Source organism: Aquirufa originis, from assembly GCF_042714495.1.
Lineage (GTDB): Bacteria > Bacteroidota > Bacteroidia > Cytophagales > Spirosomataceae > Aquirufa > Aquirufa originis.
The window spans coordinates 604,617-627,689 of record NZ_JBBKXY010000002.1 but is presented as its reverse complement, the minus strand read 5'-3'; the positions used below and the strand labels follow the sequence as shown (position 1 = coordinate 627,689).

Annotated in this window: 19 protein-coding genes and 1 tRNA gene; 12 read left to right on the top strand and 8 right to left on the bottom strand. The window is 46.2% G+C overall.

The annotated features are described in order from the left end of the window. The gene (gene cysM / locus SKC35_RS08145; protein ID WP_377978913.1) at window positions 1-876 is read left to right on the top strand and encodes a cysteine synthase CysM; all 876 of its coding nucleotides are present in this window, start codon (window positions 1-3) and stop codon (window positions 874-876) included. A 99-nt stretch (window positions 877-975) separates the two neighbouring features. Further along, window positions 976-1,048 (top strand) — tRNA-Phe (locus SKC35_RS08140). A 62-nt stretch (window positions 1,049-1,110) separates the two neighbouring features. Here the strand turns inward: SKC35_RS08140 and SKC35_RS08135 are convergent. Next, window positions 1,111-2,433, bottom strand: coding sequence for an ATP-binding protein (locus SKC35_RS08135; RefSeq protein ID WP_377978912.1), 1,323 nt, complete (start codon window positions 2,431-2,433; stop codon window positions 1,111-1,113). Window positions 2,434-2,643: 210 nt separating this feature from the next. On the opposite strand from SKC35_RS08135, the gene SKC35_RS08130 reads away from it, so the two are divergent. From SKC35_RS08130 to SKC35_RS08120, 3 genes are all read left to right on the top strand, one after another. Further along, window positions 2,644-3,405 (top strand): TylF/MycF/NovP-related O-methyltransferase, encoded by a 762-nt coding sequence (locus tag SKC35_RS08130; RefSeq protein ID WP_377978911.1) that lies wholly within the window; start codon window positions 2,644-2,646, stop codon window positions 3,403-3,405. A gap of 4 nt (window positions 3,406-3,409) precedes the next feature. Further along, complete coding sequence (locus tag SKC35_RS08125) at window positions 3,410-5,797, top strand: glycoside hydrolase family 95 protein (protein ID WP_377978910.1); 2,388 nt, start codon at window positions 3,410-3,412, stop codon at window positions 5,795-5,797. Between the two features lie 102 nt (window positions 5,798-5,899). After that, window positions 5,900-6,307: a helix-turn-helix domain-containing protein gene (locus tag SKC35_RS08120; protein WP_377978909.1), complete on the top strand. Its 408-nt coding sequence runs from the start codon at window positions 5,900-5,902 to the stop codon at window positions 6,305-6,307. On the opposite strand, the gene SKC35_RS08115 is transcribed toward SKC35_RS08120, so the two are convergent. Then, a complete protein-coding gene (locus tag SKC35_RS08115) occupies window positions 6,268-6,876 on the bottom strand; it encodes a hypothetical protein (protein ID WP_377978908.1) in 609 nt (202 codons plus the stop codon). The genes SKC35_RS08120 and SKC35_RS08115 overlap by 40 nt on opposite strands. An 82-nt stretch (window positions 6,877-6,958) precedes the next feature. Between SKC35_RS08115 and SKC35_RS08110 the strand changes: the two genes are divergently transcribed. The 6 genes from SKC35_RS08110 (at window position 6,959) to SKC35_RS08085 (ending at window position 14,511) form a co-directional block, all read left to right on the top strand. Beyond that, window positions 6,959-9,967: an amidohydrolase family protein gene (locus SKC35_RS08110; RefSeq protein WP_377978907.1), complete on the top strand. Its 3,009-nt coding sequence runs from the start codon at window positions 6,959-6,961 to the stop codon at window positions 9,965-9,967. Window positions 9,968-9,975: 8 nt separating this feature from the next. Further along, window positions 9,976-11,280 (top strand): amidohydrolase family protein, encoded by a 1,305-nt coding sequence (locus tag SKC35_RS08105; protein ID WP_377978906.1) that lies wholly within the window; start codon window positions 9,976-9,978, stop codon window positions 11,278-11,280. A gap of 187 nt (window positions 11,281-11,467) precedes the next feature. Next, the gene (locus SKC35_RS08100; RefSeq protein ID WP_223129953.1) at window positions 11,468-11,674 is read left to right on the top strand and encodes a helix-turn-helix transcriptional regulator; all 207 of its coding nucleotides are present in this window, start codon (window positions 11,468-11,470) and stop codon (window positions 11,672-11,674) included. Window positions 11,675-11,694: 20 nt separating this feature from the next. Further along, window positions 11,695-12,216 (top strand): hypothetical protein, encoded by a 522-nt coding sequence (locus SKC35_RS08095; protein WP_377978905.1) that lies wholly within the window; start codon window positions 11,695-11,697, stop codon window positions 12,214-12,216. A gap of 436 nt (window positions 12,217-12,652) precedes the next feature. Then, window positions 12,653-13,387: an LPS export ABC transporter ATP-binding protein gene (lptB, locus tag SKC35_RS08090; protein ID WP_130895829.1), complete on the top strand. Its 735-nt coding sequence runs from the start codon at window positions 12,653-12,655 to the stop codon at window positions 13,385-13,387. Beyond that, on the top strand, window positions 13,384-14,511 hold the full coding sequence (locus SKC35_RS08085) for a trans-sulfuration enzyme family protein (protein WP_377978904.1): 1,128 nt from the start codon (window positions 13,384-13,386) through the stop codon (window positions 14,509-14,511). Before lptB ends, SKC35_RS08085 begins: the two co-directional genes overlap by 4 nt. On the opposite strand, the gene SKC35_RS08080 is transcribed toward SKC35_RS08085, so the two are convergent. Beyond that, a complete protein-coding gene (locus tag SKC35_RS08080) occupies window positions 14,508-14,774 on the bottom strand; it encodes a PEGA domain-containing protein (protein WP_377978903.1) in 267 nt (88 codons plus the stop codon). The two genes, SKC35_RS08085 and SKC35_RS08080, sit on opposite strands and share 4 nt — an antisense overlap. A gap of 60 nt (window positions 14,775-14,834) precedes the next feature. Next, on the bottom strand, window positions 14,835-16,346 hold the full coding sequence (locus SKC35_RS08075) for a capsule assembly Wzi family protein (RefSeq protein WP_377978902.1): 1,512 nt from the start codon (window positions 16,344-16,346) through the stop codon (window positions 14,835-14,837). A gap of 69 nt (window positions 16,347-16,415) precedes the next feature. On the opposite strand from SKC35_RS08075, the gene SKC35_RS08070 reads away from it, so the two are divergent. Continuing rightward, window positions 16,416-17,804: an undecaprenyl-phosphate glucose phosphotransferase gene (locus tag SKC35_RS08070; RefSeq protein WP_377978901.1), complete on the top strand. Its 1,389-nt coding sequence runs from the start codon at window positions 16,416-16,418 to the stop codon at window positions 17,802-17,804. Here the strand turns inward: SKC35_RS08070 and SKC35_RS08065 are convergent. The 4 genes from SKC35_RS08065 to SKC35_RS08050 are packed head-to-tail and all read right to left on the bottom strand — an operon-like array spanning window position 17,779 to window position 22,978. Then, entirely contained in the window at window positions 17,779-18,546 is a 768-nt protein-coding gene (locus tag SKC35_RS08065) for a WecB/TagA/CpsF family glycosyltransferase (RefSeq protein ID WP_377978900.1), read from the bottom strand. The two genes, SKC35_RS08070 and SKC35_RS08065, sit on opposite strands and share 26 nt — an antisense overlap. Beyond that, on the bottom strand, window positions 18,527-19,789 hold the full coding sequence (locus SKC35_RS08060) for an O-antigen ligase family protein (RefSeq protein WP_377978899.1): 1,263 nt from the start codon (window positions 19,787-19,789) through the stop codon (window positions 18,527-18,529). The genes SKC35_RS08065 and SKC35_RS08060 overlap by 20 nt, the downstream gene beginning before the upstream one ends. After that, on the bottom strand, window positions 19,776-21,416 hold the full coding sequence (locus SKC35_RS08055; protein WP_377978898.1) for a hypothetical protein: 1,641 nt from the start codon (window positions 21,414-21,416) through the stop codon (window positions 19,776-19,778). The genes SKC35_RS08060 and SKC35_RS08055 overlap by 14 nt, the downstream gene beginning before the upstream one ends. Beyond that, the gene (locus tag SKC35_RS08050) at window positions 21,410-22,978 is read right to left on the bottom strand and encodes a capsule assembly Wzi family protein (protein ID WP_377978897.1); all 1,569 of its coding nucleotides are present in this window, start codon (window positions 22,976-22,978) and stop codon (window positions 21,410-21,412) included. The genes SKC35_RS08055 and SKC35_RS08050 overlap by 7 nt, the downstream gene beginning before the upstream one ends. Window positions 22,979-23,073: the final 95 nt, after the last annotated feature.

Here is a 23,073-nt window from a genome sequence, read left to right as displayed (position 1 = left end):
ATGAGCCAGCTGTTAGATTTAATCGGAAATACGCCATTAGTCGAATTATCGCGTTTGAACCCAAACCCGAACGTTAAGATTTTTGGAAAATTAGAGGGGAACAATCCAGGCGGATCCGTGAAAGACCGTGCCGCGAAAAATATGATCGAAGGCGCTATCCAGCGTGGAGAATTGAAAGCGGGAATGAAACTCATCGAAGCGACCTCTGGCAACACGGGCATCGCGCTAGCGATGATTGCGCGCTTGTATGACATCGAAATTGAATTAGCAATGCCGGCGAATTCCACGCGCGAACGCGTGTTGACGATGGAGGCTTTTGGCGCTACCGTAACGCTGACAGAAAGCATCGAATCCGCCCGTGATTACGCTGTGGAAAAAGCGGCGAGCGGCGAATTCTTTATGCTGAATCAGTTCGAGAATCCGGATAATTATTTGGCCCATTACAAAACCACAGGACCCGAAATCTACCGCGATACAAAAGGCGCTGTCACTCATTTCGTGAGTTCCATGGGCACCACGGGCACCATCATGGGCACATCGATGTACTTAAAGGAACAAAATCCAGCCATCCAAATCGTAGGCTGCCAGCCCACAGACGGCTCGAAAATTCCGGGCATCCGCCGCTGGCCCATCGAATACCGACCTAAAATCTATGATCCCTCCCGCGTAGACCGCGTGATGGACATTTCAGAAGCAGATGCGACAGCGATGACTAGAGCACTTGCTAAAGTCGAAGGCGTCTTCGGAGGCATGAGCAGTGGCGGCAGTGTTTTGGCTAGCTTACGCTTAGCGACTGAGTTAGAGGAAGGTGTGATCGTGTGCATCATTTGCGACCGTGGCGATCGCTATTTATCCAGCGGACTTTTTGGCGAATAAATCCCCTCTTTGCGAGATTTCTTTGTTTTTTTTAAGCCAAGATTGGGATTAAATAAAATTATACTTATTTTTGCACTCCCGATTAACGCGGGGAATTGAGGTGGATTAGCTCAGTTGGTAGAGCATCGGATTGAAAATCCGTGTGTCCCCGGTTCGAGTCCGGGATCTACCACTTCAATGAATAAAGACCCTAACAGAGATGTTAGGGTCTTTTGTTTTAAGGGGTATTTATAACTAATTCCCTGACTTATACATCCCAATCGCATACAGTGGAATGATTTGGACGTTTGGTATTTGGCCAAAATTCTCCAAAGAGGTTCGAATCCCCGTCGTTAGCTTCTTTTCTTCTAAGAAACGGTACAAGCTTTGCATCGCGCCTTTCGTGCCTGATTTGACTTCGATGGGTAGAATTTGACCTTTGTGTTGGATGACGTAATCGACCTCAGATTGCGCATTTTTGCTTTCTCTTTGCCAATAATACAAGTCCCAGTTTTCGTAACACGAGGTGTTTTTAATCAATTCAAGCCCCACGAACATTTCTGCTATATTCCCCTTGTTGATGACGGAAAAATCACTCTCCAAGAGCATTTCGGACATATTTAATCCTAAAATACGTTGGAAAATTCCCGTATCGAATAACAAAAACTTCCGCTTTTTCACATTAATCTCCGCCCCCAATGGCAACCCATTACAACTGGAATGCGTAACCGGATATATAATCCCCGCTAGGGTTAATAAATCTAAGGCCTGTTTGACTTGTAAATTTGTCAGATTAGTATTCCCATAAGTGTAGGTGAATTTATTTCCTACCTGTTGAACAACCAGGTTAAATACCTCTCTAATACGAATAGCGGGAACTCGGTCTCGGAATTTGGCAAAATCCGCTTGAATTGATATGACTAAATCGTCTAAAATACGCTGCACTTCTAACATATCTCCATTTCGAACATAAGAGCTAACCACTTCAGGCATTCCTCCTATGATTAAAAACTTCTTCAAATAATGGTTCAGTTTTTCGTGAATCAAATCAGGTAGTTCAGCGGCAAATCCAGCGCTCATCACATAATCAATCAGTCCTGATTCGCCATTCGCCAGTAAAAATTCTTGAAAAGATAAAGGGTATAGAAAAATAGATCGAACCCGCCCCACTCCGTAAGACGGAACCTCAGATAAAGCGAATTCCAACAGAGAACCTGCGGCGATTACATGCAATTGAGGCATTTTTTCATAGAAATACCGCAGTGCGGAAATGGCAGGAATGCACGCTTGAATTTCGTCAAAAAACACCAAGGTCTTCCCCTCCACTATAGGGACATTCAACAAAAGTGTCAGCTGTTCGCACAGTTCAGCGGGGGATATGGATTTCTCAAATAGCGTCGCAAATTCGGGATTTTCATCAAAATTTACTTCAACGAAATGATCAAATGATTTTGCCAAATGCCTCACAGCCGAGGACTTTCCTACTTGCCTAGCACCCCGTAGCAACAAAGGCTTCCTATCGCGCTGATTTCGCCACTTTTCAAGCTCTTGATCAATTATTCTGGGGATGTAGCTCATTGTTTTGTTAAAAATCCAAACCAATATTACTACTTAAATGATAAAAATCCAAACCAATAATGGGCGCGAAATGATAAAAATCCAAACCAATGTGAAATAAAGGCGCTGTGTTGTGACGCATTTTCAGGTATTGACAAAAAGTGTCAACACCCTAAAACTGCCCATAGTAAAATACATTTTTTTTACTATTTTTAGGAGAAATTACCCCTTATGCGCAAATTCCTCCTAAACCTCATTGAACAATTCGGTTACAAAGTCACTAAATTCGATCGCAAGGCCGCTGGTCCTTACGCGGAGATTCAGGACAAAACCTTTTGGAGCTTTTATGAGAAATGCCAGCCCTATACGATGACGTCGGTGGAGCGGATGTTTGCGTTGTATCAGGCGACAAATTATGTGATTGATCAACAAATACCGGGGGATTTTGTGGAATGTGGCGTGTGGCGCGGGGGGTCATCGCTGATGGTGGCGCAGGTGTTAGCGCACCGCGGGGTGAGCGATCGCCACCTCTATTTATATGATACCTTTGAGGGGATGTCTGAACCTACGGCGGAGGATGTGGATTTTAGGGGCCAAAAAGCCGACCTAATGCTCGAGCAAACGCAGGACCAGAAGGAGACTTCGGTTTGGTGTTTGGCAAACTTAGACGACGTTAAATTAACGATGTCGAACAGCGCTTTTCCATCAGAAAATATCCACTACGTGGAGGGGAAAGTGGAAGACACGATTCCGGTCACGGTGCCCGCAGGCGCCATCGCCCTATTGCGTTTAGACACAGACTGGTATACCTCCACCAAACACGAATTGATCCATCTATACCCATCCCTGAGCGAAAGCGGCGTTATGATCATCGACGATTATGGCCACTGGGAGGGCTGCCGAAAAGCGGTGGACGAGTATTTCGCGGAGCAAAAGACTTCGATTTTATTACAGAGAATTGACTACACTGGTCGCTTGGCCATCAAAAAATAAACCTATGCGCATCCTATTTTTAACCCTTTTAGCCTTCAGCACCTTCGCACAGCAAACACAGCAGAAACCCATGCGATTGTGGTACGATAAGCCGGCGACGTATTTTGAAGAGGCACTTGTGCTAGGAAATGGGAAGCAGGGTGCGACGGTTTTTGGCGGAACTAAGAGCGATAAAATCTTCTTGAACGACCTGACTTTGTGGTCTGGAGAGCCCATGGATCCTTACATGAATAAGGAGGCCTATAAAAATTTGCCGGCGGTTCGCGAGGCTTTGCGTCAGGAAAATTACAAGGCGGCGGATTCTTTGGTCCGTAAAATTCAAGGCAAATTCTCGGAATCGTATGCGCCACTGGGAACCCTATATGTCGATTTTAATCACGAGAATCCGACGGAATACCGCCGCGAATTGAATTTAGACAAGGCAGTTTCGACGGTGCATTACCACGCGGGCACGAACGAAATTCGCAAGGAATATTTCTTCTCGCATCCGGACAATGTGTTCGTGATTCACTTGACGAGTAAGGAGAAAAAAGGGTTGAATTTTACGGTTCAATTTAAGTCCTTGTTGCGTTATTCGACGAAATCGACCATTAATCACTTGCACGCGAAAGGGACGGCGCCGGTGCGGGCGGACCCTAATTATGTGCGCAAGAAAGGGAATCCCATTATGTTTGATGATACCAAAGGAACGCGTTTTGCTTCGGATATTTTGATTCAATCGGCGGACGGAAAAGTGCTGAGAACGGATTCTACCTTGCAGATGGTGGGCGGAACGGACGCGACGATTTTAGTGACGATGGCTACGAGTTTTAATGGCTTTGACAAGAGTCCATCGAAGGAGGGTTTGAATGAAGATGACTTGTCAGAAAAGCGGTTACAGGCGGCCAGCTTTAAGGGTGCGGAACAATTATTGGCGCGCCATTTAGCGGATTACCAGCCGTATTTCAAGCGCGTGAACTTAAGTTTGCCGGCAGACAATGCACCGGAATTGCCTACGGATGAGCGTTTACGTCGTTATGCCAAAGGCGAGAAGGACAACTACCTCGAAACCTTATACTTCCAGTTTGGGCGGTATTTATTAATCTCGAGCTCGCGGACGCCGGGTGTACCAGCGAACTTGCAAGGGCTTTGGAATCCACACATTCAACCGCCTTGGTCGAGTAATTATACGATGAACATTAATGCCGAAGAGAATTATTGGCTGGCAGAAAACACGAATTTGAGCGAGATGCATACGCCATTTTTGGGCTTCTTAGAGAACCTAGAAAAGACGGGACGCATCACAGCGAAGACATTTTACGATGCACCAGGTTGGGTGGTTCACCACAATTCGGACATTTGGGCGATGTCGAATCCCGTGGGGGATTTCGGTAACGGAGATCCGAGCTGGGCAAACTGGCCTATGGGTGCGACCTGGGCTTCGACCCATTTGTGGGAGCATTATCTGTTCACACAAGACAAGAAATTCTTAGAAGCGAAGGCCTATCCTTTAATGCGCGGTGCGGCAGAATTCTGCCTATACTGGTTAATTGAGGACAAAAATGGTCGTTTGATCACGTCTCCTTCGACTTCACCAGAGAACAAATTCATCACGCCTACGGGCTACCAAGGGGCGACGGCTTACGGGGCGACGGCGGATTTGGCGATGATTCGTGAGTTGTTTTTGGACTTAATCGCAGCAGAAAAAATACTTCAAAAAGACCCGGCTTTCCAGGCGACTTTAGAAAAGGCTTTGGCCCGTATACTTCCGTATCAAGTAGGTGCGAAAGGCAATCTACAAGAATGGTATTTCGACTGGGAGGACACGGATCCGAAACACCGCCACCAATCGCATTTATATGGTTTATACCCGGGAACGCACGTGACGGTGGCAGAAACGCCAACGATAGCATCGGCGGCAAAAAAGACCTTAGAGATCAAAGGCGATGAGACAACGGGCTGGTCGAAAGGTTGGAGAATTAACCTCTGGGCACGTCTGCGTGACGGAGATCATGCGTACAAAATGTACCGCGAACTCTTGAAATACGTAGAACCAGACGGCGTAAAAGTGAACTACGCTCGCGGCGGTGGCACCTACCCTAACCTATTCGACGCACACCCTCCATTCCAAATCGATGGAAACTTTGGTGGCTCAGCTGCAGTGGCAGAAATGTTAATTCAATCCACTCCAGAATTAATCGAAACTCTTCCGGCTTTACCGGCGGCTTGGGCTTCTGAAGGAGCAGTATTAGGCTTAAAAACGCGTGGCGGATTCGAGGTTTCGATGAGCTGGAAAGACGGCAAAGTGACGTCCCTACACCTGAAAGGAATGAAAGGAAGCTCGGCGAAAGTAAAGGTGAATGGCGAGATTAAAAGTTTGTTGATAAAAACGAGAGAAGTTCACGTTTTGTGAAGTTTTAGTGGTAAGTTTGTGAAGGATTAGTGCTAGGTTTGTTTTTGACGAAACCACCTAACCACCATGAAAGTCCATACACCATAAGCAGCTATTAATCCCATGAATTCTCCCATAAAATACCGCGTCATTGACTCCGAAACTCAATACAAAAGCTATTGCGACACAGTAGAAAAACTCGTCTTTAGCACTAATATTACCCCGGCCATTCAAGACGAGATTAATCTCTTGACCTTGCTGATCGAGACCTACGATAAACAAAACAGTACATTTCGTAACCTAGATCCTGTTCAATTATTGAAATCCTTACTGGCTGAACACCGCATGAAAGCGGCGGATCTTGCCCGTAAACTGCAAGTTAGCGAGGGTTTGATTTCGGATATCTTAAAATACAAAAAGGGAATGTCTAAAAAGACCATTCGCGGGATTGCGGAACTATTTAAGATGCAGCAAGAGGCTTTTAATAGAAATTACGCGTTAGTATCAACCAGCGAACTCACCCAGTCCTGATACAATTCCGTTTCGATCTGAACGGCCACAGCGGCATGCTGTTCCCAGTCTGGCCAAGTAGCTTTTAGTTGGGAGATCATCTCTTCCAAATGTCCCTCTTCTTCCACGATGATGGATTTCACTTGGACTTTTGATTTTGTGTCTGTCAGAATTTGCTGGTAGATCGGATACAATTCGTCTGCGCGCAATTCGATGGCGTAGGTGACTAATAAATAGGCCGCCCATTTTACGTCGTAACCGGTTAGGCCTAGTTTTTTCTTGGCATATTGGCTGACACGAAGGTCCAATACATCTAGATAGAATCGCGATGAACGCGGGTTGATCAAGAACGAATCGTCATAGGTCTCGAAGCCGGACGGAACTAATTTGCTGATCTGCTTCTTGAGGTAGTAGGCGTGGCGGTGTTCTTCCGCGGCGTGTTTTAAGATGATTAGGCTGACCTCTTTTTTGTGCTCAAACTTGGAAATTTTACGAGCCCCAGAATTTTCCATAAAGGAAAGGGTGTTCAAAAAACGGGCATGGGATTCAGGATTCGCCACAAGCGTGGCGATAGTATGAGCGGTATTCATGATTGACTTAGGCAAAATGTGTAGACAAAGATAGGCCAAAGACAAAAATTTTCTATCTTTAATCTCCAACAAAAATCAACGAATGAAAAAATTTCAACCTTTTTGGCTGGGAGCCCTGTTCCTCTTCGTGAGCACGTCTCTCTTTTCTCAAGTCACTTTCCCGATTAATGACGTCGCAAGTCCGTCGAATGGCTATTATGCCTTCACGAACGCGACCATCGTGAAAGATGCAAAAACGACTTTAACCAAGGCGACTTTGGTGATTAAAAACGGTAAGATCGAATCGGTCGGAGCTGTGGTGGTTCCTAAAGACGCGGTGGTGATCGATTGTGGCGGTAAGTACATTTATCCGTCTTTCATTGATCTGTACAGTGATTACGGGATGAATCCCGTGGCAGCGGGTGGTGGCGGATACCGTTCTCCGTCCCAAATGATTTCGAATACAAAAGGCCCTTATTCTTGGAATCAGGCCATCAAATCGGAGGTTTCGCACGCGAAATTGTTCGAGGTGAATGATTCGAAGGCAAAGGAATTGCGCAAGCTGGGCTTTGGCACGGTATTAACGCATCAAATGGACGGTATCTCTCGTGGAACCGGTGTTTTCGTGAGCTTAGCGAAGCAAAGAGAAAATTTGGTGGTCTTGAAAGAGAAGGCTTCGGCGCACTATTCGTTTAATAAGGGATCGTCTACGCAGGATTATCCGGGCTCTTTGATGGGTTCGATTGCGCTTTTACGCCAAAACTTCTTAGACGCCGCTTGGTATAAATCGAAGCCGGCGAAAGAGGGAACGAATTTATCTTTGGCCTCTTTTAATGAGATCCAAGCGCTTCCACAAATCTTCGAGGTAACCGATAAATGGTCAGCTTTACGGGCGGACAAAATCGGCGATGAGTTTGGCGTTCAATACATTATCAAGGCGAGCGGTAACGAATACCAACGGATTGATGAGATGAAAGCATCGAATGCGAAATTCATTTTGCCTTTGGACTTCCCGCAAGCGATGGATTTAGAAGATCCGACAGACGCGCGTTTTGTGAACGTGGCGGATATGAAGCACTGGGAATTAGCGCCTACGAACCCGGCGACTTTTGAGAAAGCGGGTCTATCGTTCGCAATCACGGCGAATGGATTAAAAGATGTGAGCAGTTTTATGCCAAATCTCCGCAAGGCGATTCAATATGGTTTGAGCGAGCAAAAGGCCTTGGAGGCGTTGACTTCAACTCCAGCAACAATCTTAGGCGTTTCTGACATGGTGGGAAGTCTGGATGCAGGTAAATTAGCGAACTTCGTGATTACGAATGGTCCCGTTTTCGCTGAGAAAACGACCATCATTGAGAACTGGGTGCAAGGCGATGCGTATCCGATTGCGAAGGAACAATGGAATTCTTTGGCAGGAAAATATGACTTGACTTTAGGAGCAAACAAGGCGACTTTAAGCATCTCAGGCGAGCCAGGAGGGTATAAGGTTCAGATTTTGGCCAAAGACACCACGTCAGTTGACTTCACCCAAAAAGAATCCCTTATCAACTTAAGCTTCTCTTCGAAAGCAGACAAAGGTAAGCGCACACGCTTAACGGGAACGTTCGGAGAAGCGAGCTTCGCGGGAACGGGCCAATTCGCGAATGGCGACTGGGTTTCGTGGAAAGCAACGGCTTCCGCGGCGGCAGATACGGTAGCGAAAAAAGCAGGTAAGAAAGAAGATAAATTAGAATTAGGATCTGTGATCTACCCATTTGCGGGATACGGAACGCCTAAGCCAGCGACGGCCGAAACAATCTTGATCAAGAACGCGACGGTTTGGACGAATGAAAAATCAGGCGTTTTAAAGGACAGCGATGTACTTTTAAAGAACGGCAAAATTGCAGCGATCGGCAAGGGATTGAAAGATCCAACGGCGCGCGTGATCGACGGAACGGGCAAACACGTGACGGCGGGTATCATCGACGAACACTCGCACGTAGCTGGAACCGGCGGCATTAATGAATGTTCGCAATCAGTAACGGCTGAGGTACGTATTCAAGATGTTATCGATCCAGATGATGTGGACATCTACCGTCAATTGAGCGGTGGCGTAACGTCTAGCCACATTTTGCACGGATCATGTAACACGATCGGTGGCCAAACGCAATTATTGAAGTTCCGTTGGGGTGCGAACGCCGAGGGAATGAAGTTTGCAAACTGGGATCCATTTATCAAATTCGCTTTGGGCGAGAACGTGAAACGCTCTTGGAACACGTCGAATCCACGTTTCCCAGACACGCGTATGGGTGTGGAGCAGGTGTTGATGGATGCGTTTACACGTGCGAAAGACTACGAAAAGCAAGGTCCTGGCAAGCGTATTGACTTAGAATTAGAGACCTTAGTGGAGATTTTGAACCACAAGCGTTTCATTACCTGCCACTCGTATGTGCAAAGCGAAATCAACGCGATGATGAAGGTGGCGGATCATTTTGGATTCACGGTGAACACATTCACTCACATTTTGGAAGGCTATAAAGTAGCAGATATTATGGCCAAACACGGTGCAAATGCCTCGACCTTCTCAGACTGGTGGGCATATAAAATGGAGGTAACGGACGCAATTCCGCAAAATGCCTACTTGATGCAAAAGACGGGCGTGAACGTGGCGATTAATTCGGATGATGCGGAAATGGCGCGTCGTTTAAACCAGGAAGCAGCGAAATCGGTGAAATACGCAGGTATGTCTGAGGAAGAGGCGTTGAAAATGGTGACGTTGAATCCTGCCAAAATGTTACACGTCGCTGACCGCGTCGGTTCGATCAAGGAAGGTAAGGATGCAGATATCGTGGTTTGGTCAGACAATCCATTATCAATTTATGCGAAATCTGAGCACACCATCGTAGATGGCGCAGTAGTTTTCGATCGCGCGGCAGATTTGATTCGCCAAGCTGAATTGAAAGCAGAGAAACAACGCTTATTGCAAAAGATGATTGGCGCGAAAAAAGGCGGCGCATCGACTCGTCCAGCGACTCCATCCTACAAGGCGGAGAACGAATGCGAGGAGGATCACCACCATGGAAACAGCATTTGGGACCGTATTTCGAACCGTTGGGCTAACACTGAAAACTAAGATTCAAGATGAAAAAACAGATCATATATACTCTTTTCTTTGCGCTTAGCGGGATCTCTGCATTCGCACAAGAAACTATGCACCCATCCCCTGCCCAAAGCAAGACCATCGTCATCACCGGCGGTACGATTCACGTGGGTAACGGGACCATTATCGAAAACGGCACGCTCGTTCTCGAAAAAGGCAAAATCAAAACCGTTTCTGCGACTCCTGTGACTATCTCAGGGGATGTTGAGCGCATTGATGCCACAGGCAAGCAAGTCTATCCAGGCTTAATCGCCCCTAACTCGAGCTTAGGTTTAGTGGAATTCGCTTCCACAAAGTCGACCATCGATATCGAGGAATTAGGCGAAATGAACCCAAACATCCGTTCGATCGTGGCCTATAATACGGATTCGAAAATCATCAATACGGTGCGTTCGAATGGTGTTTTATTAGCGCAAATCACGCCGCAAGGCGGGATGATCCCCGGTTCTTCTAGCGTCGTACAATTAGACGCGTGGAACTGGCAAGATGCCGCTTACGCGATGGACAATGGCATTCACTTCAAGATGCCAGCCTTAATTAACCGTCCAGCTGCATTTCAAAGAAGAGGAGCGAACGCGGATCCAGTGGCTGCGGGTTTGGCGCGCCTCGAAGAGGCGCGGTCCTTTTTTAAGGAAGCAAAAGCATATCTGAATGAGAAAACGCATACAAGCACGAACTTGAAGTTCGAAGCTACCAGAGGTCTTTTCGACGGAAGCAAGCCCTTTTTCGTGCACTGTGATTTAGTGAAGGAGATGCTAGCGGCGATTAATTTTGCCAAAGAATTCAACTTCAAACTTGTCCTAGTCGGAGCCACAGACAGCTGGATGATTGCGGATATTTTGAAAGAGAATAAAGTAGCGGTGATTTTGGGAGAAATCCACAGCTTACCCGCTGCAGAAGATGATGCCGTAGATCAGCCGTATAAGACACCAGGCATGTTGCAAAAAGCAGGTGTTTTGTTCTCTGTAGGTTTTGAAGCAGGAGACGGAAACTGGCGCCAACGCGACCTTCCATTCCACGCTGGAACCATGTCAGCTTACGGGATGACGAAGGAAGAAGCGCTTTCAGCTATTACGTTGAATGCTGCCAAAATCCTAGGCATCGCTGACCGCACCGGCAGTATCGAATCAGGCAAAGACGCGAACCTAATCATCTCAACAGGTGATGTATTAGACATGCGCACGAGCGTTTTAACTCATGCCTTTATTCAAGGCCGCGCCTTGAATTTAGACAACAAACATTCACAATTATTTGAGCGTTATAAGTACAAGTACAACGTGAAATAAGTTGAATTAAAGTGCAGTTTAAAAAGTCCTCAAAAGCCAATTTTGTCTTTTGAGGACTTTTTTTATACCCTCATTGCGGGTCATTATCAGTGTTTTCATAAAGTTCCGTTATATTGTGACTTAAGTTTTGTTTTTGCATTTATTCTCTGAATATTATCAAAAATATAACTGTAACCACTAATAAATTATGAAAACCAAACTAGTCTTTTCGACCGTTTTGATCAAGTCCCGCTTGACATTACGGATGACACAACAGGAAGTTGCTTCCGCCGTAGGAGTTTCCCAAAGCGCCTACAATTATTGGGAATCCGGCAAACATTATCCCAATGCCACCAAAATTTACCTCCTCATCCGAGTCTTGAAGATTCCCATTGAGGATGTGTTCTCCACTTAAAATTTCTTACCTTTGGGGGGATGATTCGCCTCAGCATTTTACTCTTTTTGACATTCATTGCGTGCACCCCCTCCCCGGAGCCGGCCACTCATTTCTATGACTGGAATAAAGAGCTGAATCGCCTATCATCTTCCCCCCTTTCGGTAAAAAAGACCGTCATCCTCGATGGCACAGCAGAAGTGATTGATTCGGTTCAGGTGGATTTGGCCAAAGAATGGGCCCTCTTCCGCGAAGCCGACCTCAACAAACCCGCCTACGCCCTCAGCTACGAGAATCACAGCGCCCCTGGCCTGATCCTTTACGTGCTGAAAAAAGGCGAAGACCTTCCCGTTCGTTCCTTCCAAATCGCTTTAGATTCATCCGGCAGACCATCTACGGTAGATTTTGAGATTTCTTCTGAGAATTTGATATACATTACCTCCAAAAAACTCTCCATGCACCTCATCTCCGGTCGCGTGGTTTCCTACACCATTTCAGGATCACAAGCTTTGCGCTGGTTTTCATCGCCTACTCGCTATTCGGTTAGTGGGGTGGTGTTGTAGCGCGGCGCGCTGGTCGTGACTGCGTCACTTAGTCGCTGCTTCGCAGCTTAGTCGCGGTCGCTTCGCGAAGTCATTGCTGCGCAATCTAGTCGTCACTTCGTGACTTAGTCGACTTCACTGAGATTATAGAGTAGAGAGTATAGATTTATTCTTCCCTGATAGCAAAATCCATAATGACCCTGAAATGCCTGAAACGGCATAGTGTTAAAATATCTTCGAGGCACGCAGAGGCGTTTTCAGGTTTTGACACAATCTGTCAATACCGAAAAATCGACTTTTACGCCGGACGATTTATTTCTCCATTGGTCGATTCTGAGCAATCAGAGCCCTATTGAACAACTAGGCCATGCTGAACAATCAGAGCGCTAAAACGGTTTAAAGACGAGAGCGAGGGGGCGACAAGGGAAAACATCGAAATAATTCGTATTTTTAAGGCATGATTTTAAGGACAGAGAATTTAGTCAAGAAATACGGCCAACGATTAGTGAATGATCACATTTCGTATCAGGTGGCGCAAGGAGAGATTGTGGGTTTATTGGGGCCAAATGGCGCGGGTAAAACGACTTCCTTCTACATCGCGACGGGATTAGTGAAGCCGAATGAGGGGAAAGTGTTCTTGGATGATTTGGACGTGACAGACTTGCCTATGTATAAGAGGGCAAGGCTTGGAATTGGGTATTTAGCGCAGGAGGCGTCGGTTTTTAGGACGCTGAGTGTGGAAGAAAATATACAGGCGGTGTTAGAGATGACGGATTTGTCGAAAGCAGCGCAGAAAGAGAAGGTGGAGAGCCTTTTGGAGGAGTTTTCTTTAACACATGTGCGGAAGAGTTTAGGCCAGGTGCTTTCTGGGGGTGAGAGGAGAAGAACGGAGATTGCGAGGGCGCTGGCGGTGGATCCTAAGTTTATTTTGTTAGATGAGCCGTTTGCGGGGGTCGATCCGATCGCGGTGGAGGAGATTCAGACGATTGTGTCGAAGTTGAAATACCGGAATATTGGAATTTTGATCACGGATCATAATGTAGATGAGACACTGTCGATTACGGATAGGGCTTATTTGCTTTTTGAGGGAAAGATTTTGAAGGCGGGGACGCCGAGAGAATTAGCGGATGACGAACAAGTTCGTCGTTTGTATTTGGGTAAAAACTTTAAGCTTAGAGAAAATCAGCGATGAAAAAGGAGACGATTGCGGTACATGGGAGTCATTTGAAGGATGAGACGGCGGGGGCGATTGCGGCGCCGGTGTTTTTGACGACGACTTTTGAACGGGCTTTGGATGGAACGTATCCGAAAGGCCACATGTATTCTCGCAACTCAAATCCTAACCGCACGGCACTTGAAAAAGGCCTGGCGGCCTTGGAAGGGGCGTCGCGAGGCTTCGCCTTCGGCTCAGGCCTCGCCGCAGTCAACGCGGTTTTCCAATGCCTGCAATCCGGAGACCATATCCTGATGCCGGAAGTGGGCTATTATGCCTCGTACAAGCTGGCAGAAGAAATTTTGGGACCCTGGGGACTAGAGGTGACGCAGGTGGATATGACCGATTTAGCAGCGGTAGAAAAAGCGGTACAAAAGAATACCAAATTGATCTGGGCTGAGACGCCGGCGAATCCGATGCTGAGCATCACAGATATAAAAGGTCTGTCTGCCATTGCTAAAAAGCACGGACTTAAATTAGGCGTAGATAATACGTTGGGGACGCCCGTTCTCCAAAACCCAATTGCCTTAGGCGCGGACATCGTAATGCACGCGACGACGAAGTACATAGGCGGACACTCGGATATTATGGGTGGAGCGGTGCTCTTGAAAGAGGATGATGAGTGGGCGAAAAGAATTGAACGCGTGCAGATTTTGATGGGGGCGACGCCTAATCCGTTGGACTGTTACTTGTTAGCGAGGGGTTTGAAGACTTTGCCATTGAGAATGAGAGAGCACAGCGCGAACGCGTTGGAATTAGCGAAGCGTTTGGAGAAGCACCCCAAAGTAGAAAGAGTACATTATCCCGGCCTGGAATCACATCCACAGCACGCTTTGGCAAAGGCCCAAATGCCTCAGGGCTTCAGTGGCATGATCGCTTTGCAAGTGAAAACGGGGGAAACGGAAACGAGGGAGATGGCGGGTAAACTTCAGATTTTCCAACAAGCAACGAGCTTGGGTGGCGTAGAATCGCTGGTGGAACACCGCAAATCCATTGAAGGACCGCAAAGTACGACGCCGGGAAACTTGTTGCGTTTCTCGATCGGCTTAGAACATGTGGATGATTTGTGGGCGGACTTAAATCAGGCCCTGAATTCGATTTAGAGTTCCTTCTCTAATTTTACCTCGACTTCTTTATCGATTCCTTTCAATTCGACACGTTGACGTTTGTAGCCAGACTTCGAAATCGAAAGAAAATTGTATTGCTTTTCGTCGATCTTAATTTCGATGGGCGTTTTCCCCACGAAGTAACCGTTTAATATCACCTCTGCTCCCGCAGGGTCAGTTTTCACTGTGATGGTCTTAGTTGCAGGTGCAACGAATGAACTTAAGGCACTGATTAGCAATACGATAAGAATATTTTTCATGTAGGCTTCGAATTAAGAATCCGAAATTACCGAAAAATAAATGAAAATGTAGACTGAGAGCTAAAAATATCGAGTAGCTGATAATTGAAGTTGCGCATTCAACACGTTCTTGTCGAGCACCCATTCGTAGTTGCGCATCCAGGCGAAATTTAACTTGCCTGTGAGGGAATAAGATCCGACGCGTTTTTGGTAATATCCACCCCACATGAGGTCGACCCATTTGGAATCATAGTTCTTAAAGGCGTCGTAGAAATAGTCCATGTTGTGCGCATAGCGTTCGATGCTAAAGCCTGCGATGGAGGAAGGGCGAACGAAGGCGAGGTCGAAGGTTTGGAGGTTTGATCCAGGTCCTATTCCGGAGCCTAACACCTGTCCTTCGTTAGTATAGCCATGGCGCACAAAATCGTGGCGGTACCAGGGACCGTTATTTCGAACGAGGCGATCTGCGGTCATTTCCATGGAGGTATTTTCAAAAGCTAGGCGAATATAGCGGCCGGGGGACTGAGGGAAAACCTTGCGAAGACCGAATAAATAGGCGCGCGAGTGCTCGTTAGATAGAAACCAATCCCAAAAACTAGTCGAATAATCATTCCATCCCATTTCGCCATATAGCTCCAGATGCGACGCAGGAAAAACCCAACGAGCGGAGAAAGAGGCGAGCTGATCCCTTCTTTTGGCATCCTCTAAAGGCGCACTCTTCTTCTCAAATGGCAAAATAAACGGGAAAACATCCGTCAAACCCGATCCCATATCCGAGGTATAAAGGTGAAATGCGCGGGAGAAACCGAGGAATAATCCGGGTACCCAGCGCGGCTGGTAGTTCACTGTCAGGGCAGAAATGTAGCGGGCATCCGTGGATTTAGGCTCTAAATAATTGATGCCGTTGACGATATAATCGGATGCCAAAGGTTGGACACCAGACCCCTCAAGTCGCCCGCCTATGAGCTGAAATTCGAAGGATCCGAGGAAGGTTTTTAACGGTTTAACGCTATTAAATGTACCGTGCAAAAAGCCTGGGGCATTGTTTGACAGGAGAAGGGAATTGCGAAAACCTGGGCCCCACCAAAGATTCTCGGTGGAAATCCCGACAGAAACGGAGCGGGAAGAGAGGCGGAAGGCGCTTTGGCCTAGGCGAAAACGGGAGTAGGAAGAGGTTCCAAAACGTTCCGGAATATCTGTGCTATTCCATAAAACGAGCATGGGAGCGCGGTATGCCCCTTGTAGAGAAAAAGTTTCGAAGTCGCGGTTCTCTGCGTACACGAATTCCGGCATGAGTTGAAGACTGAGGGCTTTGTATTTGGCAAAAAAACCAGCCGTTAAATAAGTTTGCAAGCCTTTTGCGGGGATCATCGCGCCGTCATTCCAGCCCAGGGGAGCGAAGGTATTCAACGAGGTCAGGATAGAGGCGGGCAGCAGACCCTTCGCGGTCGAATCCGAAACTGGCCGTATAGTAAACGAATAAGTGGCTCCGGAGATCAATTGTTGATTGCGGAGACGCTCTTCAGAAAAATCCGGCCGGCCCACGGGAATGGTTTGGGCATAGATTTGTGCTGTTAGAAAGAAAAAAAACATCTTTTTAAGCATGGACAAATTTAGGGAGGAATGCGCGCAATGTTGTAAATTTGAACGATAAAGATTTCGATGAATAAAAAGTCCAACCGTTTTGCGCTGATTCGCTATGTAAACGATGCCCTGGTGGTGATCGCGGCGTATTCGCTTGCGCTATGGAAAACGGGACATTTAGACCAATGGAATCCGGCCTTTGGGCTTCTTTCGCTCGTATTGTGGTATTTTGTCTCCTCTTTTTCGAAATTATACGCCGATCGACGCTCGAATAAATTTGCGGAGGAGATCATTTTCATCGTTTACCACCTGATTTTATTTACGATTTTACTTAGTTCGAGTCTCTTCTTTTTGAAGCCGACCGGGGCCTATGATTTCCACTTTTTCGCCTATTTTATTAGCGCTAATTTCCTTTTAGCGGCCATCACCAAATACATTTTACGGAAGAATCGCCACGCTGCTTTTTACCAAGGACGGATGAATGACGTGGTTTTATTAGTGGGTGCGACCGCCGCGGCGAAGAATTTTTACGATACGGTACAGAAGTATTATTACTACGGTTATAAGGTAGAGGGCCTGATTGATGACGAGATGAACAATATTCCAGGTTGTGATTATTTAGGCAAAATCAGCCAGCTGGACTTGATTTTGAAGTCGCGCTATGTGGACGAAGTGGTGATTGCCTTACCTACGGATGACTATTCGACGATCCAGCGCTGCATCAGTATTTGTGATTATTACCGGACCAAAGTCCGTATTTTGCCTGACTTCAAACAATATGCGACCTCCTCGGTCAGCATTCAGACGATCGGACAAGTGCCCGTGATGAACGTGGGACGTTTGCCGCTGGATCGATTAGAGAATCGGATTTTGAAGCGCATTTTCGATGTGACTTTTTCGGTGTTGTTCTTCTTGACTTTTGGCCTACTGCTGCTACCGATTATCGCCTTATTGATTAAGCTGACGTCCAAAGGGCCTGTTTTCTTCAAACAAGAACGCTGGGGACTGAATAATGAGACCTTGATTTGCTATAAATTCCGCACGATGGTGCAGGAAAGTGAGGACGTAGATGCAGAGGGAAATTACCAACAGGCACAGAAAAATGACCCCCGCATTACGCGTATTGGGGCTTTTTTGCGAAAGACGAATCTGGATGAAATACCGCAGTTTTGGAATGTATTGATCGGCAATATGTCTGTCGTGGGACCGCGTCCGCACCCGACTCCCCTGAATATCGAATCGATGAATACCGTGGACAATTACATGTTACGCCACATCGTTTTGCCGGGAATTAGCGGCTGGGCACAGGTAAATGGCTGTAGAGGGGAGACGCGCACGACGGAAGATATGCAGGAACGCGTGGACTTTGATTTGAGTTATATTCACCGCTGGTCGTTTTGGTTAGATTGCCAAATCATCCTCCAGACCGTCATTAACTTCTTCAGGGGCGACCAAAACGCGTACTAATTTTCTGTTGAATGATGAGCGGAATGAACACCGGCGCCTCCACGAAATAGCGCCTAAACATCCGCTTAGGCTCCTGCAAGAATCGATAGAACCATTCCAATCCACTCTTTTGCATCCACAGCGGTGCGCGTTGAATCATTCCCGCGGCCACTTCGAAAGCCCCTCCGATTCCGATGGCTACATGCGTATCTAATTTCTCGAGATTTTCTGCGATCCAAATATCCTGCTTAGGAGCCGTTAAACTCACCAACAAAATATCCGGCTTCACCGCATTAATCGCTTCGATCATTTCCTCGTTTTCTTCATCCGAAAACACCACTCTGAACGGCGGCACGAAGGTCCCCACGATCTTCACCCCTGGGTGCTTCGCCTCCATCACCGTTTTTAGCGTTTCGGCCACTCCGGGAGAAGCACCGAGCAAGAAAATAGTGAAGTTTCTCGAAGCGGCAAACGGAAATATCCGTGGCAACACATCTAAGCCCGTAATGCGCTCTTTAATGGGGTCTCCAAGAAAATTGGAGGCCCATTTCACGGGAACGCCGTCGCAAAGAACGTAATCCGCGTGCTGGTAAATCTCTTGAACGCGCGCTGTCGCGCGCGCCGCCAATATCGAATTCACCGGTGTAATACACACCTGGGCCTTTTCACCCTTTTGAATCACTGCCTCCCAATCGCTGAACAATTCGTCCATCGTCAGCGAGGAAACGGGGGTGCCTAGGATATCAACTTTGTGGTGTGTCATAAGATTCAGTTTCCGGGAAAAAATCCCCTAAAAAATACAAGCCCACCCAGGTCCAGAAAGGAAATGCACCCATGGGACCCTCTAAAAACACATCGAAGCTACCATTCAGCCAAAAAGTGAACAGTACACAGGAAATCATCAATTGCTGGTCGTTCAGTTTCCTTTTAAACATAGGTTTGAATAGGCAAACCAGCCAATAGCACCAAAGCAAAAACAATGGCCAGCCGAAGCGCGCTAAAATCGTCAAATTGAAATTATGCGGCGAACGCAAGTCATCGATTTCGGTCACCACCTCATCGCTTTCCGCCAAACTCATCCCCAATCCTTTCCCCTGCAACGCATATTCCGGCGTCACGCTATAATCGATAATGTTCGCCCACCAGACCAAGCGCCAAAACTTATTTTCATCCAGCGTCGCATCCTTACTCACCCCAAAAATCGACCCCACATTCTCCACTAACTGCTCCATCCCCACTTTCCGACCTTGGAAGTTTTCTTTCACTTTAATGGACGCATACAATGGCAAAACAATCAACAAAACGATAGGCAAGTAGCGCGCATATTGCTTGAATAAATCCCGCATCTCTTGGCGCTTCGTATATACCACAAAAAGCCCCAAGCCGATCAAATAAGCCAACATTCCCGAACGAGAATAGGCCGTAATGATCAATAAATTCAGTAGAATCGCCACTGCCAACGTGATCTGAAAACGAACCGATCGCTGGTTCAAATAGAGCATTAAGACTAAAGAGGAAATCAACAAATGCACCCCCATATCACCGTATTTATAGAGCGCAAAAGGAACGGATCCGAAGAGGATGAAGTTCTCGAAGAATTCGGAGAAGTTTTGGAAATAGAAATTCAACAGGGCAAAAAACGGGAACCAAGTGTAGATCCAGATAATGTATCCCCACATTTCCTTCCGCAAATCCTTGAATAGAAACACGAAGAAAGCAAACCAAGCATATTGAATCACGAAAGAGTCGCGAATTACATCAAAAAGCGCGTAAGAACGCAATCCCCATCCAATGTAGCCCACCGTCACCGCCAGCAAAAAGGCTAAAATCTTCGTCCGCTTATCCCAGCCAAAAGCATAGTCCTTGCGCGTTAAAAACAACACGATGAATCCCCCAGCCCACATAGCCTCCGCTAAAAAACTATAGGCAATCCCCTTGTTAAAGAACACATAAAGTGCCATCACGAAGAAATAGGCCTGCAAATAGAGTTTCTTAACGACGTCCATGCGGCAGCTCGTATTTTAGTGACACTTGCCACTGTTGGTTTGTGTAATCAGATCTTGTAGAAGAATCTGACCATTCTGCGATATTATCTTCAATCCGTACCCACATGTAATTGTTCACCGAGGTATTCAGATAAGAAGCTCCTAAAAGTAGGTTTTTCGTGAGGCCGATTTGTGCCTCGACCCCAGCCGTTAGATTCACCCAATAACGGTTTGCATGTCCACTTCCGTAATATTCATAGACATAGAAATCATTATTTCGGGCAAAACGCTCGAAGTTCAGTCGGATTAAACTTCTCCCGCGATGGTAACTCAGGTAAATCGTTTGACTATTAGATCCAGGACCTATAGAAGCTCCTAGCAATTTGCCATTTTGTGTATATCCTTGACGAACCTCGGTACTCGTATACCAGCTATTGTGCAGCGGACCCCCAAAGCGATTATCATTATCAATCACTAATCCGGGATCCATCAGCTGTAATTGCGTAAACTCGATGGCTAATTGTAGGTAGGATTTCTTCTTTTTGCCCAAAGGAAATAACTTCCGCCCCCCTAGCACAAAACCAGTCTTCGTAGAATCACCAAAGAAGCTCGCAGGCCCTACCACCTTATCCGGCTGACCTAATTCTGCATAGAACTCAGCGTGGTCTTTAGGCAAGGCGAAACGCAACAAGAAGGCCCCTAGTTGCATTTTAGGATTCTCCACAAAAGGTTTGCCCGGTTGTGGATCCTCATTCGTAAAGTAGTTCTGTTGTGCAAACGAATACCCTAGATAGAAATTAGGCACCCACTTAGGCTGCCAATTCACAATAAATGCTTTCAGCATTCGCACAGAATTATTTTTGTTTTCAATCCCCCCTGGCCAGATCGGTCTGAAGTTTTTGTCTTCCGGAGATAGCATAGTCGGATTCTCCAACATCCCTATTAAACCTTTCCCCTCAAAAGATCCGATGGGAGTGATGACCGGCTTTCTGTTTTGGACGAAATAATGTAAAAAGCCGGAAGCCTCATTCGTCATCATCAAACTATTTCTGAAGCCTGGCCCCCACCAATTGTTCTCCGTTGAAACTCCGGTAGATACATTCCCAAACTTCAATGCGATCCGCGATTGTCCTGGAAAAAAGGTTTTCAAGGGCTCGTAACCAAAATAGCGGTATTGGTCAATGTTGTTGTTGATTAGAAAAAAGATTCTTGTCCAATAATTCCCATCTTGTGGGTTTCCCGCGAACGGAACAGAAGGAGAATTCTCTGCTAACACCCACTCAGGCTGTAAATTGACATCCAAGAATTTCCAAGAGAAATGGACTCCTAGACTCCAGCGTCGCTGAAACCCAACCGAAGGGTACATTGTACCTTGGTTAAAGCTGAGTGGTATTAAATTATTGTTTTGAAGGGTGTGACGGAAAGACAAGCCATGCACTTTAAACTTTTCGCTAGCATTCGTTTCTAGTTCTTGCAAAGCAGAGGTCGAACGAATCATAAAAGACTGATTCTCGTATTTCGATGAATCCTTCCCATTCAATAGTTGCGCATTGCGCTGCAGATCTTGCAAACTAATATCATCCAGTAAAGTCGTCTGAGCGAAGACCGAGCAAGAAAGCAATAAGAGGCCTAGAACGTACTTTACCATAAGAAAATCGTATTAATGAAGGCGTAGACATTCGATTTCGAATGATCTTTTTCCCATAAATAATTGCTGGAATTCACCCATTTCAAATCAGCCGTAAATAAGAGCTTTTTGTAACGATAACCCCCTTGTAAACCATAAGCATAATCATCCCATTTGACTAAACGAGTTCTAACGGCAGATTGACCGGTCTCTAACATCGGATTTTGGGCTACATGCTGAAAAGTAATCCCTATCTTCTTCCAGCCTTGATTCCAGCTGACACCTATCGTTTGCACATTATTACCATGACCAACCCCATTTCCTATGATTTGGTTATTATGCGTAAACCCCTCCGTCACTTGGCTATGTTCGTACCAATTTCCGGCAGAGCGCATTAAATAGGACGGACTCTGCGCCATTTTAGTCGCTTCCCCAAAAACCTCGATAAAGGTTCGGTTATTTAGAGGATGTAATTTCTTAAATCCAATCACCCATGCAGACGAATGAGCCATGTCTAACCATAGGTCACGTAGGTTTTGTTTGGCGTCGTTATAACCAAATTCAGCATACACCTCTGCGTGATTCTTCGGCATCAGCCAACGGGTAGAAAGACTTAAAATCTGGTCTTTGCTGAGCGTATCATCATTATAATCGTTTTTAAACAGATTATTCAATACCGGTAAATAGGTATTCATAAACCTTGCCTCAGGTTTAGCGACATCGTAATTCTGGAAGGCTCTAGAGACAGAGAAGAACACGTTTTTCATAAACCGAGGTTGGTAGGTTAAAACGATTCCATTGTATTGACGGTTTTTAGGTCGGTCCGAAAGGTTTCTTTGTTTCAAAGCAGCATTCTCATAGCCCTGCAAGGAATCACGCGTCATTCGACCTAATATCAATTGAAATTCAAAAGATCCGATGGGTGTTTTCAGAGGACGCGTTGTATTCAAACTGTAGTGGAGAAAACCAGCTGCATTATTCGTCATCAACAGCGAAGAATAATGTCCTGGCCCCCACCAAAGATTCTGATTTGATACTCCCAATGAAATTCCGCCGGCCTCTAATCGAATAGACGACTGCCCTAAACTATAGCGATCGATGGATGGATTTACTTGCCCCCAAGCATCGCTTGTTTCATATTCTGCCGAACCGGTATGTATAAATTCGGGTTTGAACTGAATGTGTAGAATGCTAAATCGAGCATAAATTCCGGCACTCGCTTGCATTTGGTAGCCATTCGAAACGGACATCGCCTGATCGTTCCAGCCGTATGGTCGAGAGGTGTTCAATTTTTGTGATAGGGAAGCTGGTAATAAAATAGCCTGGAAAAGGCCTTTTTTATAGCTCTTGATAGAGTCTTTAGCAGCAGGATCGATCAATCGATACAAATCTTGCATGCTTTGCTTTCCCGTAGAATAAAAGGGCCTAGCCAGCATCGACTGATTCGCATCTACTTTACCTAATAGTTGCAGATTGCGAACTTGTTCATCGATGTCAGAGAAACCGACGGGGATGGCGTTTTGGGCCCATAATGGAGTCCCAAACAAACACAAAACGCAACAAAGCGATAGCAAAAACTTCATAAACAAAGTTAGGAATAATCCGGCGCTGAACAAAAAGAAAGGTGGCAGGGAGATATAGTGTGCATTACTAATATAAACTAGTTTATATTAGTAAT